This window comes from Kaistella soli (assembly GCF_019038595.1).
Classification (GTDB): Bacteria; Bacteroidota; Bacteroidia; order Flavobacteriales; family Weeksellaceae; genus Kaistella; species Kaistella soli.
Genome location: NZ_JAHOPF010000004.1, coordinates 377,807 through 394,863 on the forward strand (window position 1 = coordinate 377,807; position 17,057 = coordinate 394,863).

Below are 17,057 nucleotides of genomic sequence, written 5' to 3' on the forward strand. Positions count from 1 at the left end.
ATATTTCAATGAAGAAATTGATTTTTCTGTTCATCTTCAGTTTAATTCTGCTTTCCTGCGCAAGAGTTGGTTCGCCTGTGGGAGGTTCTAAAGATACCATTCCTCCAAAAGTAATCAGCTCCAATATTGATACATCACGGGTGAATGTGCCGAGAGATATCAAGGAGCTGCGGATTGATTTTGATGAATATATCACGCTGAAAGAAATCAATAAAAATTTAATTATTTCGCCGCCGCTGAAAAAAATGACCAAGGTTCTTCCTTCCGGAATGGCCAATAAATATCTGCTGATCAAATGGGACGATACCCTGCAGGCAAATACCACTTACAACTTCAATTTCGGGAACTCAATAGTTGACAATAATGAAGGAAATGCGCTCCGTTACTATAATTTTGCATTTTCTACCGGCGATAAAATCGACGACCTTTACATCAGCGGAGATCTGAAAAGCCTTATCGGCGATCAGGATAAAAACACTGAAGAATCCAATCTGGTGGTAGGTCTTTATCAGGATAAAGATTCCATGGATTACCGCCAGAAACCGTATTATATCACTAAAGCCGATCCCGACGGTTATTTTGAACTTAATTATTTATCACCGGGAAATTACAGAATTGTTGCTTTTGAAGACACCAATTCGAATTCGGTTTATGATGCAGGAAAGGAAAAAATCGGTTTTCTTAAAGATAAAGTTGTTCTCGACAAAAGTATTTCGGATTTAAAGATCAATCTCTATCCTTCCAGAAAAGCCAGGAAATATGTCGAAATGAAAGAAAATCCCGGAGGAATTTTAATGACTTTCGAAGGCAATCCGGAAAAGGTGAAAGTGCTTTCCCTTAATGAGAAACTTCAGGATTATAAAGTGACGCAGCTGCCCAAATCAGATTCCATCAATATCTGGTTTGATGCGAAAAAACAAAATGTAGGAATTGCCAACAGCGAAAACCTGAAGTTCAGTTACGATGACGGCGTAAAACAGGATACCGTTTCGGTTTTTTACCGCTACAACGCGAAAAACGAAATGACGGTTTCTAATGCAAAAGGAAACCTATTGGCCCCAAACCAGGATTTCGTCATTACTTCCAATTATTTTATCGATAAAATTCAGCCGGAAAAATGGTCTTTGGTTTCTGACAGTATCAAACAGGAATTCACAGCGTCAGTTTCCGAAAAAAATCCTTTTGAGATCCATATTAAATCCAACTTTAAAGAAGGTAAAAAATATTCATTAACCGTTCCTAAAGAAACTGTTTCTTCATTTTACGACACCCTTATCAAATCATACCGTTTTGATTTTGAAGCCGATAAAACCGAAAACTACGGAACGCTTGTATTAACCATTCAGAATGCGCCAGCAGAAAAATTCTGGCTTCAGTTGCTCGCAGAAAACGGTTCGGTTTCTTACTCCAGATACGGAAAGGAAAGCCAGCAGACTTTCAGTTCGCTGAAACCCGGAAAATACAAACTCAGAATTCTTGTGGATAATAACGAGAACGGAATTTGGGATTCTGCCGATTTCGCCACTTTAGAATTTGCTGAGGATGTTTTTGTTCTGGACAAAACGGTTGAAATACGTCCGCTTTGGGAAATCCGTGAAACGTGGAATCTTAAGACTGCTGATGCAACTGTTCCGGCGGCGGAACCTTCAACACCAGCAACTGTTCCCTCAACTCTAAATCCGCCTAAAAAACCTTAATGAAAACCTTTAAAAAAATTATTTACTGGTCTTTAATTGTTATCGCTTTAATTCAGTTTATTCCCGTAGATAGAACGAATAAGCCGGTGGATCAGAAGGTGAATTTTGTTACGGTTTTCAATACGCCGAATAACGTTCAGCAAGTCCTGAAAAAAGCCTGCTACGACTGTCACAGCAACGAAACTGTTTATCCTGATTATGCTTATATAGCACCAATTTCCTGGTCAATTAAACATCACATCAACGAAGGACGCGAACATCTTAATTTCTCGGAATGGGGAAAATTCAATAAAGATCTGAAGAAGAATATGGTTAAAAATGCCGGCCAGTCCGTGAAAGATTATTCCATGCCTTTTCCCGGATATGTTGCACAACATCCTGAAGCGAACCTCACCAAAGCGGAAAGGGTTTTACTCGTTAATTATTTTGAAAGTCTTCTGAAATCAGAGAATTACTGATTTTTTAATTCCGATTATTTACGCACCTGTCTCGGTCTGCTGAAAATAGAAAGAATGACGCCGGCAAAAAGACCGATGGTCTTCAGCCCTGAAAATTTGGAATCGTGCGGTAAAAATGCACCGATTACACAAATCGCAGCCGCCGCGTACATTGGATACAGAAAGTTTTTGTTCGTCAAAGTGGGTGCCTGGAAAAAGAAACTTGCTCCTATCAGAACATAAAACAGCTTGTTATAAAGCAAATCATTGATTTCGGGAGAAAAGAGATTGAAAAATCCTATTAGCAGGCAGATCAGTGCTGCGATGGACAAAATCCCCTGTATGGTCTGTGTATTGGTATTCATTAATAGCTTTCTGTTTGGTTAGGAAAATCAGCGGTTTTTACGTCTTTCACATATTGCGAAACAGCACCGGTAATTTCGGTATATAGATCAAGGTATCTTCTTAAAAATTTCGGTGAAAAGCCCTGGTTCATTCCCACCATGTCGTGATAAACCAGAACCTGGCCGTCACAATCAGCTCCGGCGCCAATTCCGATGGTCGGGATAGAAATGCTTTCAGAAACTTTCTTTGCCAGTTCGGCAGGAATTTTTTCAAGCACTAATGCAAAACATCCCAGTTCTTCCAGAAGCTTCGCATCAGAAAGAAGTTTTTCCGCTTCAGCATCTTCTTTGGCTCTTACTTTATAGGTTCCGAATTTATAAATGGATTGCGGAGTTAAACCCAAATGTCCCATTACCGGAATTCCCGCATTTACAATTTTTCTGATGGAATCCTCAATTTCAACACCGCCTTCAATTTTAACGGCATGCGCGCCGCCTTCTTTCATCATTCTTACTGCAGATTCCAGGGCTTTTTCAGAATTGCTCTGATAAGTTCCGAAGGGTAAATCTGCAACAATCAATGCTCTTTCTACGCCGCGTACCACACATTGGGTATGATAAATCATCTGATCCAAAGTGATGGGAAGCGTTGTTTCGAAACCGGCCATTACATTTGCGGCAGAATCGCCGATAAGTATTGAATCTACACCACCTGCGTCCACCATTTTGGCGGTAGTATAATCATATGCGGTAAGCATCGTGATTTTCTCTTTGTCGAATTTCATTTTCCGCAAAGTCTCGGTAGTGATCTTTTTTATTTCTGAATGTACAGACATAAGCTAGGATTGAGGCTGACGACCGGTGATCAAGGATAATCATCAGCTGTCAATTATTAATTTAGAGCGAAACGTGACCCAGTTTAATGAGTTTTTCGTGATTTAATATTTTAAGGTTTCTTCCTTCCACTTCGATGAGGCCATCCTGTTTGAATTCAGAAATCAGACGGATTGCACTTTCTGTTGCAGTTCCGATGATGTTGGCGATCTCCTCTCTGGTTAATGAAATTTTAATAAATCCTTCAGGATCTGTACCCAATTTCTGCTCGAGCAACAATAAAATTTCGGCCAGTCTTTCACGAACCGTTTTCTGAGCAAGGAAAGTTACGGTGTTTGAAGATTCACCCAATTCGAAAGCTATTTTCTGCAGCATGACGAAAGATAGTTTTGGTGCCACTTCCAGAAGATGAAGAAAAATGCCGGAGGGTAAAAACTGAGCTTCCACATCGGTCATCGCTTCCGCTTTTGCCTGAAAATCTTCACCACAAAGCAAAGAACGGTAACCTATTAAATCTCCTTCTTTGATAAAACGCAGAATCTGCTCCTTTCCGTAAACACCTTGTTTTGAGAGTTTTGCTGTTCCTTTGCTTAAAAAGTAAACACCGTTTGGTGTACCACCATCATCGAAGATGGTTTCTCCTTTATGAAATTTAAGAACCTGTTTTGCAGATAAATATTCTGCATAATCTGCGGGGGACAGCATTTCTCTGAAAGAATCATCACTAAATACTTTTTGCAGACTCTCTTCAATTAGCGTTTGTTTTTCTAACGACATGTTTTTATGACATTTATCAGCAAAAATAGGACTTTTAAACCCTAGGCACAAATTTATTTGTCATAATTTTGCACGTTAAATTTATAAAAAAGTGTCAGAAAACTGTTTCCATTGCGGCCAAAATATTGAAAAAGAGCGAATCCCGTTTGACGATAAGATCTTTTGCTGCAACGGCTGCAAATCCGTATACGAAATCCTGAGCATGAATGACTTGGGCAATTTCTATGAGCTCAACAAACGCTCCGGAATCCGTCCGAGTGATGACAATACCTCACAGTTTGACTATCTTGATACCCCGGAAATTTTCAGCACCGTAACCGATTTTTCTGAGGGAAATACAAGTCTTGTTACTTTTAAAATTCCTGTTATTCACTGTTCGTCATGCATCTGGTTACTGGAGAGTCTGCATACTTTAAACAAAAACATCAATTATTCACAGGTCAATTTCACGAGGAAGAATGTACAGATTTCATTTAATCATACCGAGCTTAAATTAAGCGAGCTTGCGAAATTCTTAACCAATCTAGGCTACAAACCAGTTGTCACTCTCGAAACCGCGGACAAAAAAGAGGAGTTTCTGGATAAAACCCTGCTGATCAAACTTGCGATTGCAGGTTTTGCGTTCGGGAACGGAATGTTTTTCAGCTTACCTGAATATACCAGCCAGTGGTCCGGAACTACAGATTTCTGGATGGAAACCTATAAAGATCTTTTCCGCTTTATTATGTTCCTTCTGGCAACGCCGGTTGTTTTTTATTCCGCTTCCGATTATTTCAAATCCGCGTGGTATGGCTTAAAAAACAAAATCGTCAACATCGATGTACCAATTGTTTTGGGGATTATCATGCTGTACGGAAGAAGTATTTACGAAGTTCTTACTGATTACGGCGCTGGTTATTTTGATACCCTGTGCGGACTTCTGTTCTTCATGTTACTCGGAAAAGTATTTCAGAAAAGAACTTACAGCGCGCTTGCCTACGACCGAGATTATAAATCCTTTTATCCGATTGCCGTAACGAAAGTTGATTTCAGCGGCAAACAGGAAAACATCCTTCTTTCGGATTTGAAAGTCGGGGACCGTATCATGGTGAGAAACCAGGAAATTATTCCTGTAGACGGTATTCTGATCAATGGTGAAGGAAATATCGACAACAGTTTTATCACCGGCGAAAGTGCTTCAATCCCGAAAAAAGCGGGCGACAAAATATTTGCAGGAGGAAAACAGCTGGGTTCGGCACTGGAACTGGAAGTAATAAAAACCGTCAACCAAAGTTATCTTACCCAACTTTGGAACAAAGAGGCTTTCAAAAAATACGAAACCGGACTGGACACTTTAACCAATGAAATTTCGAAGTATTTCACCTTTATCATACTGGGAATAACACTGATCGCGGGAATATATTGGGGACAGATTGATTTTGAAAAAATGTTCCAGGTGGTAGCTGCCATTCTGATTATTGCCTGCCCGTGTGCGTTAGCGCTTTCCGCTCCGTTTACTTTCGGACATGTGATGCGGATTTTAGGAAGAAATAAATTCTACGTAAAAGACACGCTGACGATTGAAAAAATATCAAAAATCAACACTTTGGTTTTTGATAAAACGGGAACCATCACCCACCATAAAAAATCGAATATTCATTTTGAAGGATCTGAAATTCAGGAGTTTGATTTAAAGAATATTAAAAGTCTGGTTAAAAATTCCAATCATCCCCTGTCAAAATCGATTTATGAATTTTTAGACATTCAGGATGAATACTTTCCCGTTGAAAACTTCAGAGAAATCCCGGGAAAAGGCTATGAAGCCGAAGTTCGCGGAAATTTATACAAAATCGGCTCTGCCAAGCTGATAGGTCACGAATCCAAAAACCTGGAAACAGCGGTTTACATCAGTAAAAATGAGGTGTTTTTAGGAAAATATATTTTTAAGAATGAGTACCGCGATAATTTAAGCACGCTGTTTACGGATCTTGATCACTATCAGATTCATATTTTAAGCGGTGATAATTCATCAGAAGAAAACCAGTTAAAAAGAATGATTCCGAATGTTTCAGGAATGGCTTTTAATCAAAGTCCTGAGGACAAGCTTAATTATATCAAAACCCTTCAGGATCAGCACCAGAAAGTAGCCATGCTGGGCGACGGATTAAATGACGCAGGCGCACTGAAGCAAAGCAATGTCGGAATTGCGATCGCCGATGACACCAACTCTTTCACGCCTTCTTCCGACGTGATTATGGCAGGTGAAAAACTGATAGATTTCAAAAAATATCTGCTGTTCTGCAAAGAAGCAATGACGATCGTAAAACTGACTTTCGGGATCAGTTTTATGTACAATATTATCGGTTTGGGGTTTGCGGTCACCGGCCATATGTCGCCACTGTTTGCAGCGATATTAATGCCGATCAGTTCTATCAGTGTTGTAGCGTTCACTTCGATCACTACCTGGGCACGCAGCACTAAATATTTCAAAATCAACAGGTAATAAAAAAGGGGCTCTATTTAGAAATATTTTAAATTAACAGGATTTAACATTTAATGATTAATATCATTATTTTTCCTTAAATTTGGGGGCGTTTTATACGCTAATTTTGCGCGAAATGGACATATTATATTTAATGATTCTCTGCAGCGTAACACTTGCTGTTATTTTTTTGGTCATTTTTATAGTGAACGCCAGGAAAGGACAGTTTGAGGATGATGAATCCCCTGCAGTAAGGATTCTTCTGGATTCCGAGATCATTAAAGAGGAGCCGGAAAAGGAAGAGAAAAATAAAAAAACAGAAGATAAAAGTGATTAGTTTATATGGAAACACAAAAATTTAGTTATGACAATAGCATTGTGCGAGCGTTTCTTTATGCAACCGTAGTTTTCGGACTTGTCGGTTTCTTATTGGGGCTTACCGCAGCGTTAATGCTTTTCTATCCCGAACTTCCTGAGTTTTTCTTTGGAACTGATGATGCAACCATCAAAAGTTTACAAAGCGGCAACCTTCAGGGATTGATCAATACGCATGGTGCGTTTGGTTTTGGCCGAATCAGAATGCTTCACACCAGTGCAGTAATTTTCGCATTCGTAGCCAACGGATTTTTTGCAGGAGCATATTACTCACTTCAGAGATTGCTGAAAACCAGAATGTGGAGCGATACCCTTTCATGGATTCATTTCTGGGGATGGCAGCTGATGATCGTTGCTGTAGTAATCACTTTCTTAATGGGAATCAACACTTCTAAAGAGTACGCAGAACACGAGTGGCCGATTGATATTTTAATTACTGTGGTTTGGGTAATTTTTGGTATCAATATGATCGGAACGATCGCCATCAGAAGAGTGCGTCACCTTTATGTAGCCATCTGGTTCTATTTGGGAACGTGGGTAGCTGTAGCGATGCTTCACATCTTCAACAACCTTGAAGTTCCGTTAACTTTCACCGGCTGGAAATCTTATTCTGCTTATGCAGGGGTAAAAGATGCTTTGGTTCAGTGGTGGTACGGTCACAACGCGGTGGCGTTTGTATTGACAACACCTATTCTTGGTCTGATGTATTACTTCTTACCAAAAGCGGCTGACAGACCTGTATTCTCTTATAAATTATCAATTATTCACTTCTGGTCACTGATCTTTGTTTATATCTGGGCAGGTCCTCACCATTTGCAGTATACTGCAGTACCAGGGTGGGCTCAGGCGTTGGCAACAGGTTTCTCTATAATGCTTATTGCACCGTCCTGGGGTGGAATGCTGAACGGGCTTCTTACCTTGAGAGGAGCTTGGGATAAAGTAAGAGAAAACCCAGTACTTAAATTCTTTGTGGTCGCTGTAACCTGTTACGGGATGGCAACCTTTGAAGGACCGCTTTTAGCAACGAAAACATTAAATAAAATCGGGCATTATACCGATTGGGTTATTGGACACGTTCACGTTGGAGCATTAGGATGGAATGGTTTCATGACATTCGGTATGATTTATTATTTGCTTCCAATCTTGTGGAGAACCAAACTCTGGTCTGTAAAATTAGCAAACTGGCATTTCTGGCTGGGAACTTTAGGAATTATTTTCTACGCGGTTCCATTGTACATCGCAGGATTTACTCAGGGATTGATGTGGAAACAGTTCAACCCGGACGGAACTTTAGTTTATAAAAACTGGCTGGATACCGTTACTGCAATTATTCCTTATTATCAAATGAGATTTGTCGGAGGATTGCTTTACATTTCCGGAGCGATTCTGATGGTGGTTAACATTATCGGAACCGTAAGAAGCGGATCTTTCCAGAAAGAAGTACCTGCAGAAGCACCAGCACTTGCAGCAGTAACCAAAAAAAGAAAAGAAGGCGAAGGTTTACACCTTTGGCTGGAGAGAACTCCTCTTCTTTTGACAATCTTGTCTTTTGTTGCAGTGGCTATTGGAGGTTTCATTGAAATTGTACCAACCCTGCTTATTAAAGATAATGTACCTACCATTGCGGCAGTGAAGCCATATTCACCACTGGAGCTGGAAGGTAGAGATTTATACATCAGAGAAGGCTGTAATGCATGTCACAGCCAGATGATCCGTCCGTTCCGTGACGAGGTAGTAAGATTTAACGGTAAAAACGGACAGTATTCCAAAGCCGGAGAATTTGTGTACGACAGACCATTCCTTTGGGGTTCAAAAAGAACCGGTCCGGATTTACACAGAGAGGGTGGTAAAAACCCAAGTTCATGGCACTACAAGCATATGCTGAACCCAAGAGTAACTTCCGCAGGTTCTATTATGCCACGTTACCCATGGTTGATCTCCAATGATTTGGACAGAAGCCAGATGGTGGATAAAATCAAGCTGATGAAGAATACATTTGATGTTCCGTACACGAAAGCACAGATTGATTCAGCTGATCAGTGGGCAGACAATCAGGCAGCATTCATCGTGAAGCAGATTTATTCTGAAGCAGCCGACGTTAAAGAAGCATATGCAGCTAAAAAAGCAGCGGACGGCGCTAACTTTACACCGCTTGAGAAAAAAGAAATCATCGCTTTGATCGCTTACCTGCAAAGACTGGGGACTGATATCAAAACAACTGAAATAAAAACAGCAAGCACCAATTAATCATTAAAAAAGGCATTAAATGATACCTCAAAATGTAAAAGACATACTGGGAAACAGCGAAAATGTGGGTTTATTACAGACATTGGCAATGTTCTTCTTTCTATTCTTCTTTTTGGGGATTGTATATTATGTTTTTACAAGGCCGAAAAAACATTATGATGAAGAAGCCAATGCCCCTTTAGAAGATGATCATACTGAAGACAAGAATATTTAATTTTTAAATTAAACTAAAATGAAACAAAGAACACCGGTATACATTACCATCCTCATCATACTTTGTATTTTATATATTGTATCATACATGTTTGTTCAGGATACTTCGTTCCTTACTTCTCCTTATTTTTGGGGAACTGCATTAATTGCTGCAATTATCGCGCTCATCCATCATTCAATCGGAGATTTAATTGAAAACACCAAGTTCAAAACTCTTTCTGATGAGGAAAAGAAGGCTTATCTGGAAGCTAAAAAAGTTCCTTATTTTAAAGGTCTTTACGAAAGTGCCTTTAAGAAACAGTCGGCAAGTGAAGAAAAAGATATCCTTATTGACCATGGTTTCGACGGCATCATGGAGCTTGACAATCAGTTACCGAAATGGTGGCTGGGTCTTTTCTGGTTCGGCGTTTCCTACTGTCTTGTTTATATGCTTTCGTATGCTTTTACAGATTTTGCACATCAGACTCCAGAGTATGACGCAGAATACAAAGCACAGACTGCAAGTATTGCAGAGTATGTGAAAAATACCCCTCCACCAACCATTGATAATGCAGCGTATTCACCTGATAATATTGAAGCGGGTGCAGAAGTTTTCAAAACCAACTGTGTTTCCTGTCACGGTGACGGAGGAAAAGGCGGAATCGGGCCAAACCTTACTGACAATACGTGGATCAACCAACCTGAAAAAACATTGTTTAAAAATGTTTTCCATATGGTAGAAAACGGAAGTCCGAACAATCCAACCATGCAGGCTTGGGGTAAAAACGGAGTACTTACAGGATTTGATATCCAGAATGTGGCAGCATATGTATATCATATCAATCAGGAACAAAAACCTATTACACCTGCAGAAGGCGGTGCAGCCCCACAGGGAACACCTGCAAACTGGGAAAAATAAGCACTTAACTTAAAACTATAGCTTTTGAAAACATAATTCGTTATTTTTGTAAAATCAAATAACGGATTATGTTTTTTTTATTAAATAGATCATAAAATGTCGGAAGATCAAAATTACAGAGGCGGACAGGGACAGGTCGTAGATGCAGAAACTTTCAGAGATTCTGTGGGAACGATGGATCAGTCCGGAAAAAGAAGATGGGTATTCCCAAGAAAACCCAGCGGAAGATATACCAACTACAGAACACTTGTAGCCTGGTTTCTTCTAGCATTGTTTTTCGCTCTGCCATTCATCAAAATCCACGGAAACCCTGTTTTGCTCATCAATGTAGTCGACAGACAGTTCTTTATTGCAGGACAGCCGTTCTATCCGCAGGATTTCTTTATCCTTGCTCTGGGAGCAATAACATCAATTATATTCATCATTCTTTTCACTGTTGTTTTTGGCCGGATTTTCTGTGGCTGGATCTGCCCGCAGACTATTTTCCTTGAAATGATATTCCGGAAAATCGACTACTTAATCGAAGGCGACCGTAACAAACAGATGAAACTTGACCGTCAGGAATGGAATTCAGAGAAAATCTGGAAACGTTCACTGAAATGGTCAATCTTTATTATCATTTCATTAATTATTACGCACTGGATGTTCATGTATATCGTAGGATATCAGGAAGTGTTTGATATGATAAAAGAAGGCCCGTTCAATAATTTCACCAGCTTTTTGGTGATGATTATCTTTACGGCGGCATTTTATTTCACCTTTGCCTGGTTCAGGGAACAGGTCTGTACGCTAGTTTGTCCCTACGGAAGATTGCAGGGAGTGTTAATTGATAAACAGACCATCAACGTTTATTACGATTTCAAAAGAGGTGAAAACCGCTCTAAATGGAGAAAAGGAGAAGACAGACGCGCTGAAGGAAAAGGCGACTGTATCGACTGTAACCAATGTGTGGTAGTGTGTCCAACCGGAATCGACATCAGAGACGGACAACAGCTGGAATGCGTAAACTGTACCGCCTGTATAGACGCCTGCGACGAAGTAATGGTGAAAGTAGGATTACCGAAAGGACTGATCCGTTATGCAACAGAAGACGAAATAGAAAAAGAAGTTCCGTTTAAGTTTACCGGCAGGATGAAAGCATATTCTGCGGTGCTTCTGCTGATGATCGGGTTTTTAGGTTTTCTGCTGAGCAACCGGGGAACAATGGAAGCGAAATTTATTAAACCTGCTGGCTCTTCTTTCTTTGTGAGAGACGGAAAAATTAATAATACTTACAATTACACTTTCCTCAATAAGTCTAACAAAGACCAGCTGGTAACGATCAAAGTTATTGAACCGCAGCATGGTGAAGTTTCTTTAAGCACTACTGATAAAATTCTTCTGAAAAGAGATCAGATGATTAAAGGAACCGTAAATGTGAGTTTCCCTGAAAAGGAAATGAAACTGTCAAAACAGAATGTGAAAATCGGGGTGTATAACCAAAACGGCGAACTGCTCGATTCTTTCGAAACTTATTTTGAAGGACCATTCAAATTACAATTTTAAAAAAGTTATGTTAAAAAAATTCAGTTGGGGACACGGAGTCGTTTTGGCGCTCGGTTCCTTTATCATATTTATTCTGTTTATGATCTTTGTATTTTCAAACGGAATGAAAAATTCAGAACTAATTTCTGATGACTATTATCAGGACGAACTTACTTATCAGGAAGTGATCAATGCAAAAAACAATGCAGATCATCTTACTGAAAAACCGGTTTACAGACAGACCGCAGAAGGTATAAGCATCACGTTTCCCCAAACTCTGGCAATAGACAATTCCAAAGTGAACTTTAATCTGTTCAGGACCGATGACGGTAATCTTGATGTGAAAAAAGAGGTAATTTTAGATCAAAACAAACAGTTTCTTATTCCTTCAAAAGTACTTTCTAAAGGTTCGTATACCTTAAAAATAAATTGGCATCAGGATAAAAAACCATATCAGCTCGATTACGACGTTCAATGGAAATAGCACTCATCATTTCGGCCCTGGGTTTAGGTTTCGCATCCGGTTTCCACTGTATCGGGATGTGCGGACCGATCGCGCTTTCGATGGGATTAACCAAGAAACAGGCAACCAATTATTATCTTCAAAACCTTACCTATCAGTTTGGCAGAATCTTCACCTACTCTATTCTCGGAGCTGTTTTGGGAATTGTAGGACAGGGTTTCCAATTGGCGGGTTTCCAGCAGTATTTAACCGTTGCTGTAGGAGTTGTACTGATTTTAATGGCCTTGTTTTCTTTCGGCGGAAAAGATTTCGCTTCTAAAATTCCTTTTCTGTCTAAATTCCTGTTCAAAGTAAAAATGAATCTGGGTAAACTTCTTCAGAAAGCTGATTACAGATCACGCTTCACTACGGGAATTCTGAACGGATTATTACCATGCGGAATGGTTTATATGGCATTAACAGCAAGTTTGGCGTCAGGCGGAATCTTGCAAAGTGCTGCATTCATGGCACTTTTCGGTTTCGGTACACTGCCTTTTATGTTTTTCGTTGTATTGCTGGGTAACCTGATGACGACCGCTTTCAGAATAAAAATCCTGAAATTCGTTCCGGTAATGATGATCGTTTTAGGCGGTCTTTTCATCCTTCGCGGCCTGGAAGTCGGCATTCCATATATTTCGCCTAAAAAGGAAGCTTTACAGGTGATTCACAATGATTCTAAAGAACACCAGAACGGAAACCACGCAACCTGTCATTAGCATTTTTCCAGCCAAAAAAGTATCATTCATTGCCAAACTTTAACTTTGGTCTCCAATTTGAATCCAATCTAAGAATTCAAATTAAATATGATGAAATATTTTCTCGTAATTGTTTTGGCCGTATTCGGATTACAGTCCTGTTCAGTAAATACAGAAACCACTTATTATAAAGATTCCGCTACCAGCATGGAATCTCATATTTTAATGGATCAAAGTATGCTGGGAATGATGAAAACGATGGGCAGCAAAGCTGAAGTTCTTCAGAATTCAAAAGAATTAAGCAACCTTACTACAGACTGGAAGAGCCTTTACGACATCCAGAAAACCGGAAAAATTACCGTCAACGAAGATTCAGCGAAAGTGCTGAAAAAACTTTTCATGAAAGTGAATAAGCAAAAAGGTGAGGTATACGGACTCTCCCTAAAATATGACAAATTATTACCCGGTGAAATAGCAGCCCTTCTCTCGCAAAGCAAACAGCTGAAAAATCTTCCGCTTCAGAATGCCGCAAGCTGGGACGGAAAAGTGTTGACAATTGACACCGATAAACTGAATGCCACTGAGTTTCTGAACGAAATCGGAAAGAACTCTCCTTCCCCAGAAACTGCAAAACCTCAGACCAAAAGTGATTCCATAGAAGTTTACGGCAGGCAAATGGCGCAGGGAATGATTGGAATGATGAAGATGTTCAATATGAATTTCACCAGTACCATGAAATTTCAGAAACCTATCAAATCGATTAACGGCAAACATGATTTTGTGAAGCAGATCGACAATAAAACAATACAGATCAATGTCCGGAGCAATGATTTACTTGACAAAGGGAAGTCGCTCACCAACAAAGACAAGAAAATAATTATCACTACAGAATAAAAAAAAGCCATCGGAATTCGATGGATTTTTTTATTTTGATTTGAGCTATTAGTCAATACTGTCAAATCTTGTATACGCTGCAATTTTAGCAGGAATTCGGATGCCGTTTTCAGTCTGGTTGTTCTCCAGAAGTGCTGCCATAATTCTTGGCAACGCCATCGCGGAACCGTTCAGCGTATGAACCAACTGGGTTTTTCCGTCGCCTTTAAATCTGCATTTTAAACGGTTTGCCTGGAAGGTTTCGAAATTCGAAACTGAAGAAACTTCCAGCCATTTTTCCTGTGCCGCACTCCAAACTTCAAAATCGTAAGTCATCGCCGATGTAAAGCCCATATCGCCTCCACAAAGTCTTAAAATCCTGAAAGGAAGTTCCAAATCAACTAAGATTGATTTTACATGCTCCACCATTTCTTCCAGTGCAGCGTAAGAATTTTCTGGTTTTTCAAGACGTACGATTTCTACTTTTTCAAACTGATGCAGCCTGTTCAAACCACGTACATGTGCTCCGTAACTTCCCGCTTCTCTTCTGTAACACTGAGAAAATGCTGTGTTTTTTATCGGCAGATCCTTTTCATCCAATAAAACATCACGGTACAGATTTGTTACCGGTACTTCTGCTGTGGGAATTAGGTATAAATTATCTTCATTCACATAATACATCTGCCCTTCTTTATCGGGAAGCTGCCCTGTTCCGTAGCCAGAAGCTTCGTTCACCACATGCGGCGGATTCACTTCCAGATAGCCAGCATCAGTGTTTTTATCAAGGAAATACTGAACCAAAGACCTTTGCAGCCTTGCTCCTTTTCCGAAATAAACCGGAAAACCAGCTCCTGCGATTTTTACACCGAGTTCAAAATCAATTAAATTGTATTTTTTAGCGAGCTCCCAATGAGGAACAGCGCCTTCACCCAAACCTTCCACGTCATGCGACTGGTAAATAATTTCATTGTCTTCTGCAGAAGTTCCAGCCAGCACTTTTTCGTAAGGAATATTTGGAATCAGGTAAAGAATATCAAGAAGTTTTGCTTCGGAATCCTTTAATTTTTGCTGCAGAGTTTGAGAATTTTCTTTGAATTCCGCGGTTTTAGATTTTGCCGCTTCGGCTTCCTCCTTTTTTCCCTCTTTCATTAGAATCCCAATTTCTTTCGAAATACGGTTCATTTCCGCGAGGTTCTGATCAAGCTCGAACTGGTATTTTTTTCTTTCGTCATCATTGGAAATGGCTTCTTCCACCAATTCTAACTGTTTGAAATTTCTTTTCTTTAAACCTTCTAAAACGCGTTCCTTGTTTTCGCGCAAAAAATTAACCTGTAGCATATATGGTTGAAAATTGATAATTAGTGATAGCTTTTGATAATCGCATTAATTATCAAAAAAGTAAGACACAAATTTAATGATTATTTTGAGACTTTAACGATATTGAGTTCGTCTCCAACTTTGGTGAATTTCAGCTGATTATTATACCAGATTCTAGAAACCTGAAACAGATCCGGCGTCCAGTGATACTGAATTCTCATGGTATCGCTGATAATTACACTCTTTGTACTGCTTACCTTCTTAGTCATCAGCAGTGCAATTCTCGATTCATAGGTTTTGGAATTTGCCGAAGAATCAATTCTTATCCGTCTTGCTCCTGCCACATACTCAATATAGCTCACGGTGTCCGCATTTTTTTTTGAACCGAAAGTTACGGGGGCAGTGTCGGTAAGTCCGTTCACATCATTCATCCGGATGTTGGTATATCCCCCTTTTATATTGTTATTCAGCATATCCTGTCCCGCAGAATCAATGTAAAGCTGAATAATCTGATCGATTTTCTGCAAACCCAGTTCATCATTTCTGCACGACAGAAACGCAAAAAAAGCAACAGCTGATAAGAATAACAGGTTTTTCATTAAGGCAAAGATAATTTATTTTAATTTTTTAAGGTAGATACGGAAAAAAAACATGAGCATTAATCCGTTTATAAGCATGCTTAAACTTAAACTCAGCGCCATTCCTTCAACGCCGAAACGTTTTACAAAAAAAACAGAGAATATAGGCAACAGAACCAAAGTCACCAAAGAAACAATCGTATTGGTTTTCATTTTCCCTACTGCCGACAGCAAGTTTCCGTAAAGGTTACGCAACAGCATATTAATACAAAAACCTGCTAAGAGAATCGCAAATACTTTAGAATTATCTGCATATTTACTGCTGAAAAATAAATGGAGAATATCTGTTTTCGTGAAATACCCAGTTAAAAAAATAAAAATGGTAACCGGGATAAATATTTTATAATAATTAAAAATATAATGGAGCAAAAACTTTCTGTTCAAATGGTTTTTAGCCAAAACCGGAAAATCACTCTGCATAAAAGTTAAAGCCAGAAAAGTAATGTTTGCAGGAATTAATATTGCGACTTTATAATTGGCCACTGCATTTTCATTCATTAAAAAGCTGAGCAGTAAAACGTCTGCCGAAAAAAGCGTATCTGACAGCAAAGCTGTTCCCGAAGCATGAAGTCCATAAGTCCAGATTTCTTTTTTACTGAAATTAAAGTCCTGCGAGACAAAACTGTAAGTTTCTTTTTTAAACCAAAAAAGAGATAAAAACGGTGTAAATGCCAGCGCAAAAAGATACCCAGTCAAACCGAAAAAATATGACAGAACGAGCAGCAAAATAACTCCGCAAATATTGACCACATTATTTACAGTTGCAAACTGCCGGTTGTCTCCAAAGATTCGAAGCTCGGACTGAATATGATTGAAAAAATAAAATCCAATCAACCTGACAGCAAAAAAAAGAAAAATATAAAATATTTCTTCATATCTGTCGACATAAAAAAAGCTTACCAATAAAAAGATGACACTCAGTAACACCTGAAATCCCAAACCTTTAAAAAGAAGATATTTAGACAAAGCCTTTTTCTCAGTAATATCATCATCCAAAGAACCAAAGCGCAACAAACTCTGCTGGCTTCCAAATCCGCTAAAAGGAGCAAAAACGGCAAAAACCGATGCCACAATACTCATCGTGCCGAATTCATTTTCGGGTAAAATTCTGATGATAAAAAGCGCGCCAAGAAATGCGCAGATTTTTGCAGTCAAAAGCGAAATAAAAACGTGTTGACCTTTGTTTTTAAAAAAATTCTGTAAAAATTCCTGCAGACTTTTCACT

The 17,057-nt window shown here is 39.3% G+C and carries 17 protein-coding genes; 11 read left to right on the forward strand and 6 right to left on the reverse strand.

Translation table 11 applies throughout. The features are described 5' to 3' along the window. Nucleotides 1–8: 8 nt before the first annotated feature. Both KSK37_RS09845 and KSK37_RS09850 read left to right on the forward strand, forming a co-directional pair. Nucleotides 9–1,697, forward strand: a complete 1,689-nt coding sequence (locus KSK37_RS09845) for an Ig-like domain-containing domain (protein ID WP_217201161.1) — start codon at nucleotides 9–11, stop codon at nucleotides 1,695–1,697. Beyond that, nucleotides 1,697–2,155: a heme-binding domain-containing protein gene (locus KSK37_RS09850; protein WP_217201163.1), complete on the forward strand. Its 459-nt coding sequence runs from the start codon at nucleotides 1,697–1,699 to the stop codon at nucleotides 2,153–2,155. The genes KSK37_RS09845 and KSK37_RS09850 overlap by 1 nt, the downstream gene beginning before the upstream one ends. Before the next feature lie 14 nt (nucleotides 2,156–2,169). On the opposite strand, the gene KSK37_RS09855 is transcribed toward KSK37_RS09850, so the two are convergent. The 3 genes from KSK37_RS09855 to KSK37_RS09865 all read right to left on the reverse strand — a co-directional run bounded on the left by KSK37_RS09855 (nucleotide 2,170) and on the right by KSK37_RS09865 (nucleotide 4,089). Continuing rightward, nucleotides 2,170–2,499: a hypothetical protein gene (locus KSK37_RS09855; RefSeq protein WP_088358939.1), complete on the reverse strand. Its 330-nt coding sequence runs from the start codon at nucleotides 2,497–2,499 to the stop codon at nucleotides 2,170–2,172. Continuing rightward, nucleotides 2,499–3,314, reverse strand: coding sequence for a 3-methyl-2-oxobutanoate hydroxymethyltransferase (gene panB, locus KSK37_RS09860; RefSeq protein ID WP_088358940.1), 816 nt, complete (start codon nucleotides 3,312–3,314; stop codon nucleotides 2,499–2,501). The genes KSK37_RS09855 and panB overlap by 1 nt, the downstream gene beginning before the upstream one ends. Nucleotides 3,315–3,375: 61 nt before the next feature. Beyond that, entirely contained in the window at nucleotides 3,376–4,089 is a 714-nt protein-coding gene (locus KSK37_RS09865) for a Crp/Fnr family transcriptional regulator (protein WP_088358941.1), read from the reverse strand. Nucleotides 4,090–4,180: 91 nt separating this feature from the next. Here KSK37_RS09865 and KSK37_RS09870 point away from each other — a divergent pair, with 91 nt between their 5' ends. From KSK37_RS09870 to KSK37_RS09910, 9 genes are all read left to right on the forward strand, one after another. Next, a complete protein-coding gene (locus KSK37_RS09870) occupies nucleotides 4,181–6,571 on the forward strand; it encodes a heavy metal translocating P-type ATPase (RefSeq protein ID WP_217201165.1) in 2,391 nt (796 codons plus the stop codon). 115 nt (nucleotides 6,572–6,686) lie between these two features. Further along, nucleotides 6,687–6,887, forward strand: coding sequence for a cbb3-type cytochrome oxidase assembly protein CcoS (gene ccoS / locus KSK37_RS09875; protein WP_088358943.1), 201 nt, complete (start codon nucleotides 6,687–6,689; stop codon nucleotides 6,885–6,887). Between the two features lie 5 nt (nucleotides 6,888–6,892). Continuing rightward, nucleotides 6,893–9,172, forward strand: a complete 2,280-nt coding sequence (gene ccoN, locus KSK37_RS09880) for a cytochrome-c oxidase, cbb3-type subunit I (protein WP_088358944.1) — start codon at nucleotides 6,893–6,895, stop codon at nucleotides 9,170–9,172. A 19-nt stretch (nucleotides 9,173–9,191) separates the two neighbouring features. Continuing rightward, complete coding sequence (locus KSK37_RS09885) at nucleotides 9,192–9,386, forward strand: cbb3-type cytochrome c oxidase subunit 3 (protein ID WP_088358945.1); 195 nt, start codon at nucleotides 9,192–9,194, stop codon at nucleotides 9,384–9,386. Nucleotides 9,387–9,404: 18 nt separating this feature from the next. Next, complete coding sequence (locus KSK37_RS09890; protein WP_088358946.1) at nucleotides 9,405–10,283, forward strand: c-type cytochrome; 879 nt, start codon at nucleotides 9,405–9,407, stop codon at nucleotides 10,281–10,283. A gap of 96 nt (nucleotides 10,284–10,379) precedes the next feature. Next, nucleotides 10,380–11,828 (forward strand): cytochrome c oxidase accessory protein CcoG, encoded by a 1,449-nt coding sequence (gene ccoG, locus KSK37_RS09895; protein WP_088358947.1) that lies wholly within the window; start codon nucleotides 10,380–10,382, stop codon nucleotides 11,826–11,828. A gap of 7 nt (nucleotides 11,829–11,835) precedes the next feature. After that, the gene (locus KSK37_RS09900) at nucleotides 11,836–12,291 is read left to right on the forward strand and encodes a FixH family protein (protein WP_088358948.1); all 456 of its coding nucleotides are present in this window, start codon (nucleotides 11,836–11,838) and stop codon (nucleotides 12,289–12,291) included. Continuing rightward, entirely contained in the window at nucleotides 12,282–13,025 is a 744-nt protein-coding gene (locus KSK37_RS09905) for a sulfite exporter TauE/SafE family protein (protein WP_217201167.1), read from the forward strand. The genes KSK37_RS09900 and KSK37_RS09905 overlap by 10 nt, the downstream gene beginning before the upstream one ends. A gap of 87 nt (nucleotides 13,026–13,112) precedes the next feature. Next, nucleotides 13,113–13,898, forward strand: a complete 786-nt coding sequence (locus KSK37_RS09910) for a hypothetical protein (RefSeq protein WP_217201169.1) — start codon at nucleotides 13,113–13,115, stop codon at nucleotides 13,896–13,898. 48 nt (nucleotides 13,899–13,946) lie between these two features. Here the strand turns inward: KSK37_RS09910 and serS are convergent, their stop codons facing one another. From serS to KSK37_RS09925, 3 genes are all read right to left on the reverse strand, one after another. Beyond that, complete coding sequence (gene serS / locus KSK37_RS09915; protein WP_217201170.1) at nucleotides 13,947–15,215, reverse strand: serine--tRNA ligase; 1,269 nt, start codon at nucleotides 15,213–15,215, stop codon at nucleotides 13,947–13,949. Between the two features lie 80 nt (nucleotides 15,216–15,295). After that, nucleotides 15,296–15,793, reverse strand: coding sequence for a hypothetical protein (locus tag KSK37_RS09920; RefSeq protein WP_088358952.1), 498 nt, complete (start codon nucleotides 15,791–15,793; stop codon nucleotides 15,296–15,298). 15 nt (nucleotides 15,794–15,808) lie between these two features. Next, complete coding sequence (locus KSK37_RS09925; RefSeq protein ID WP_088358953.1) at nucleotides 15,809–17,056, reverse strand: oligosaccharide flippase family protein; 1,248 nt, start codon at nucleotides 17,054–17,056, stop codon at nucleotides 15,809–15,811. Nucleotide 17,057 lies beyond the last annotated feature (1 nt).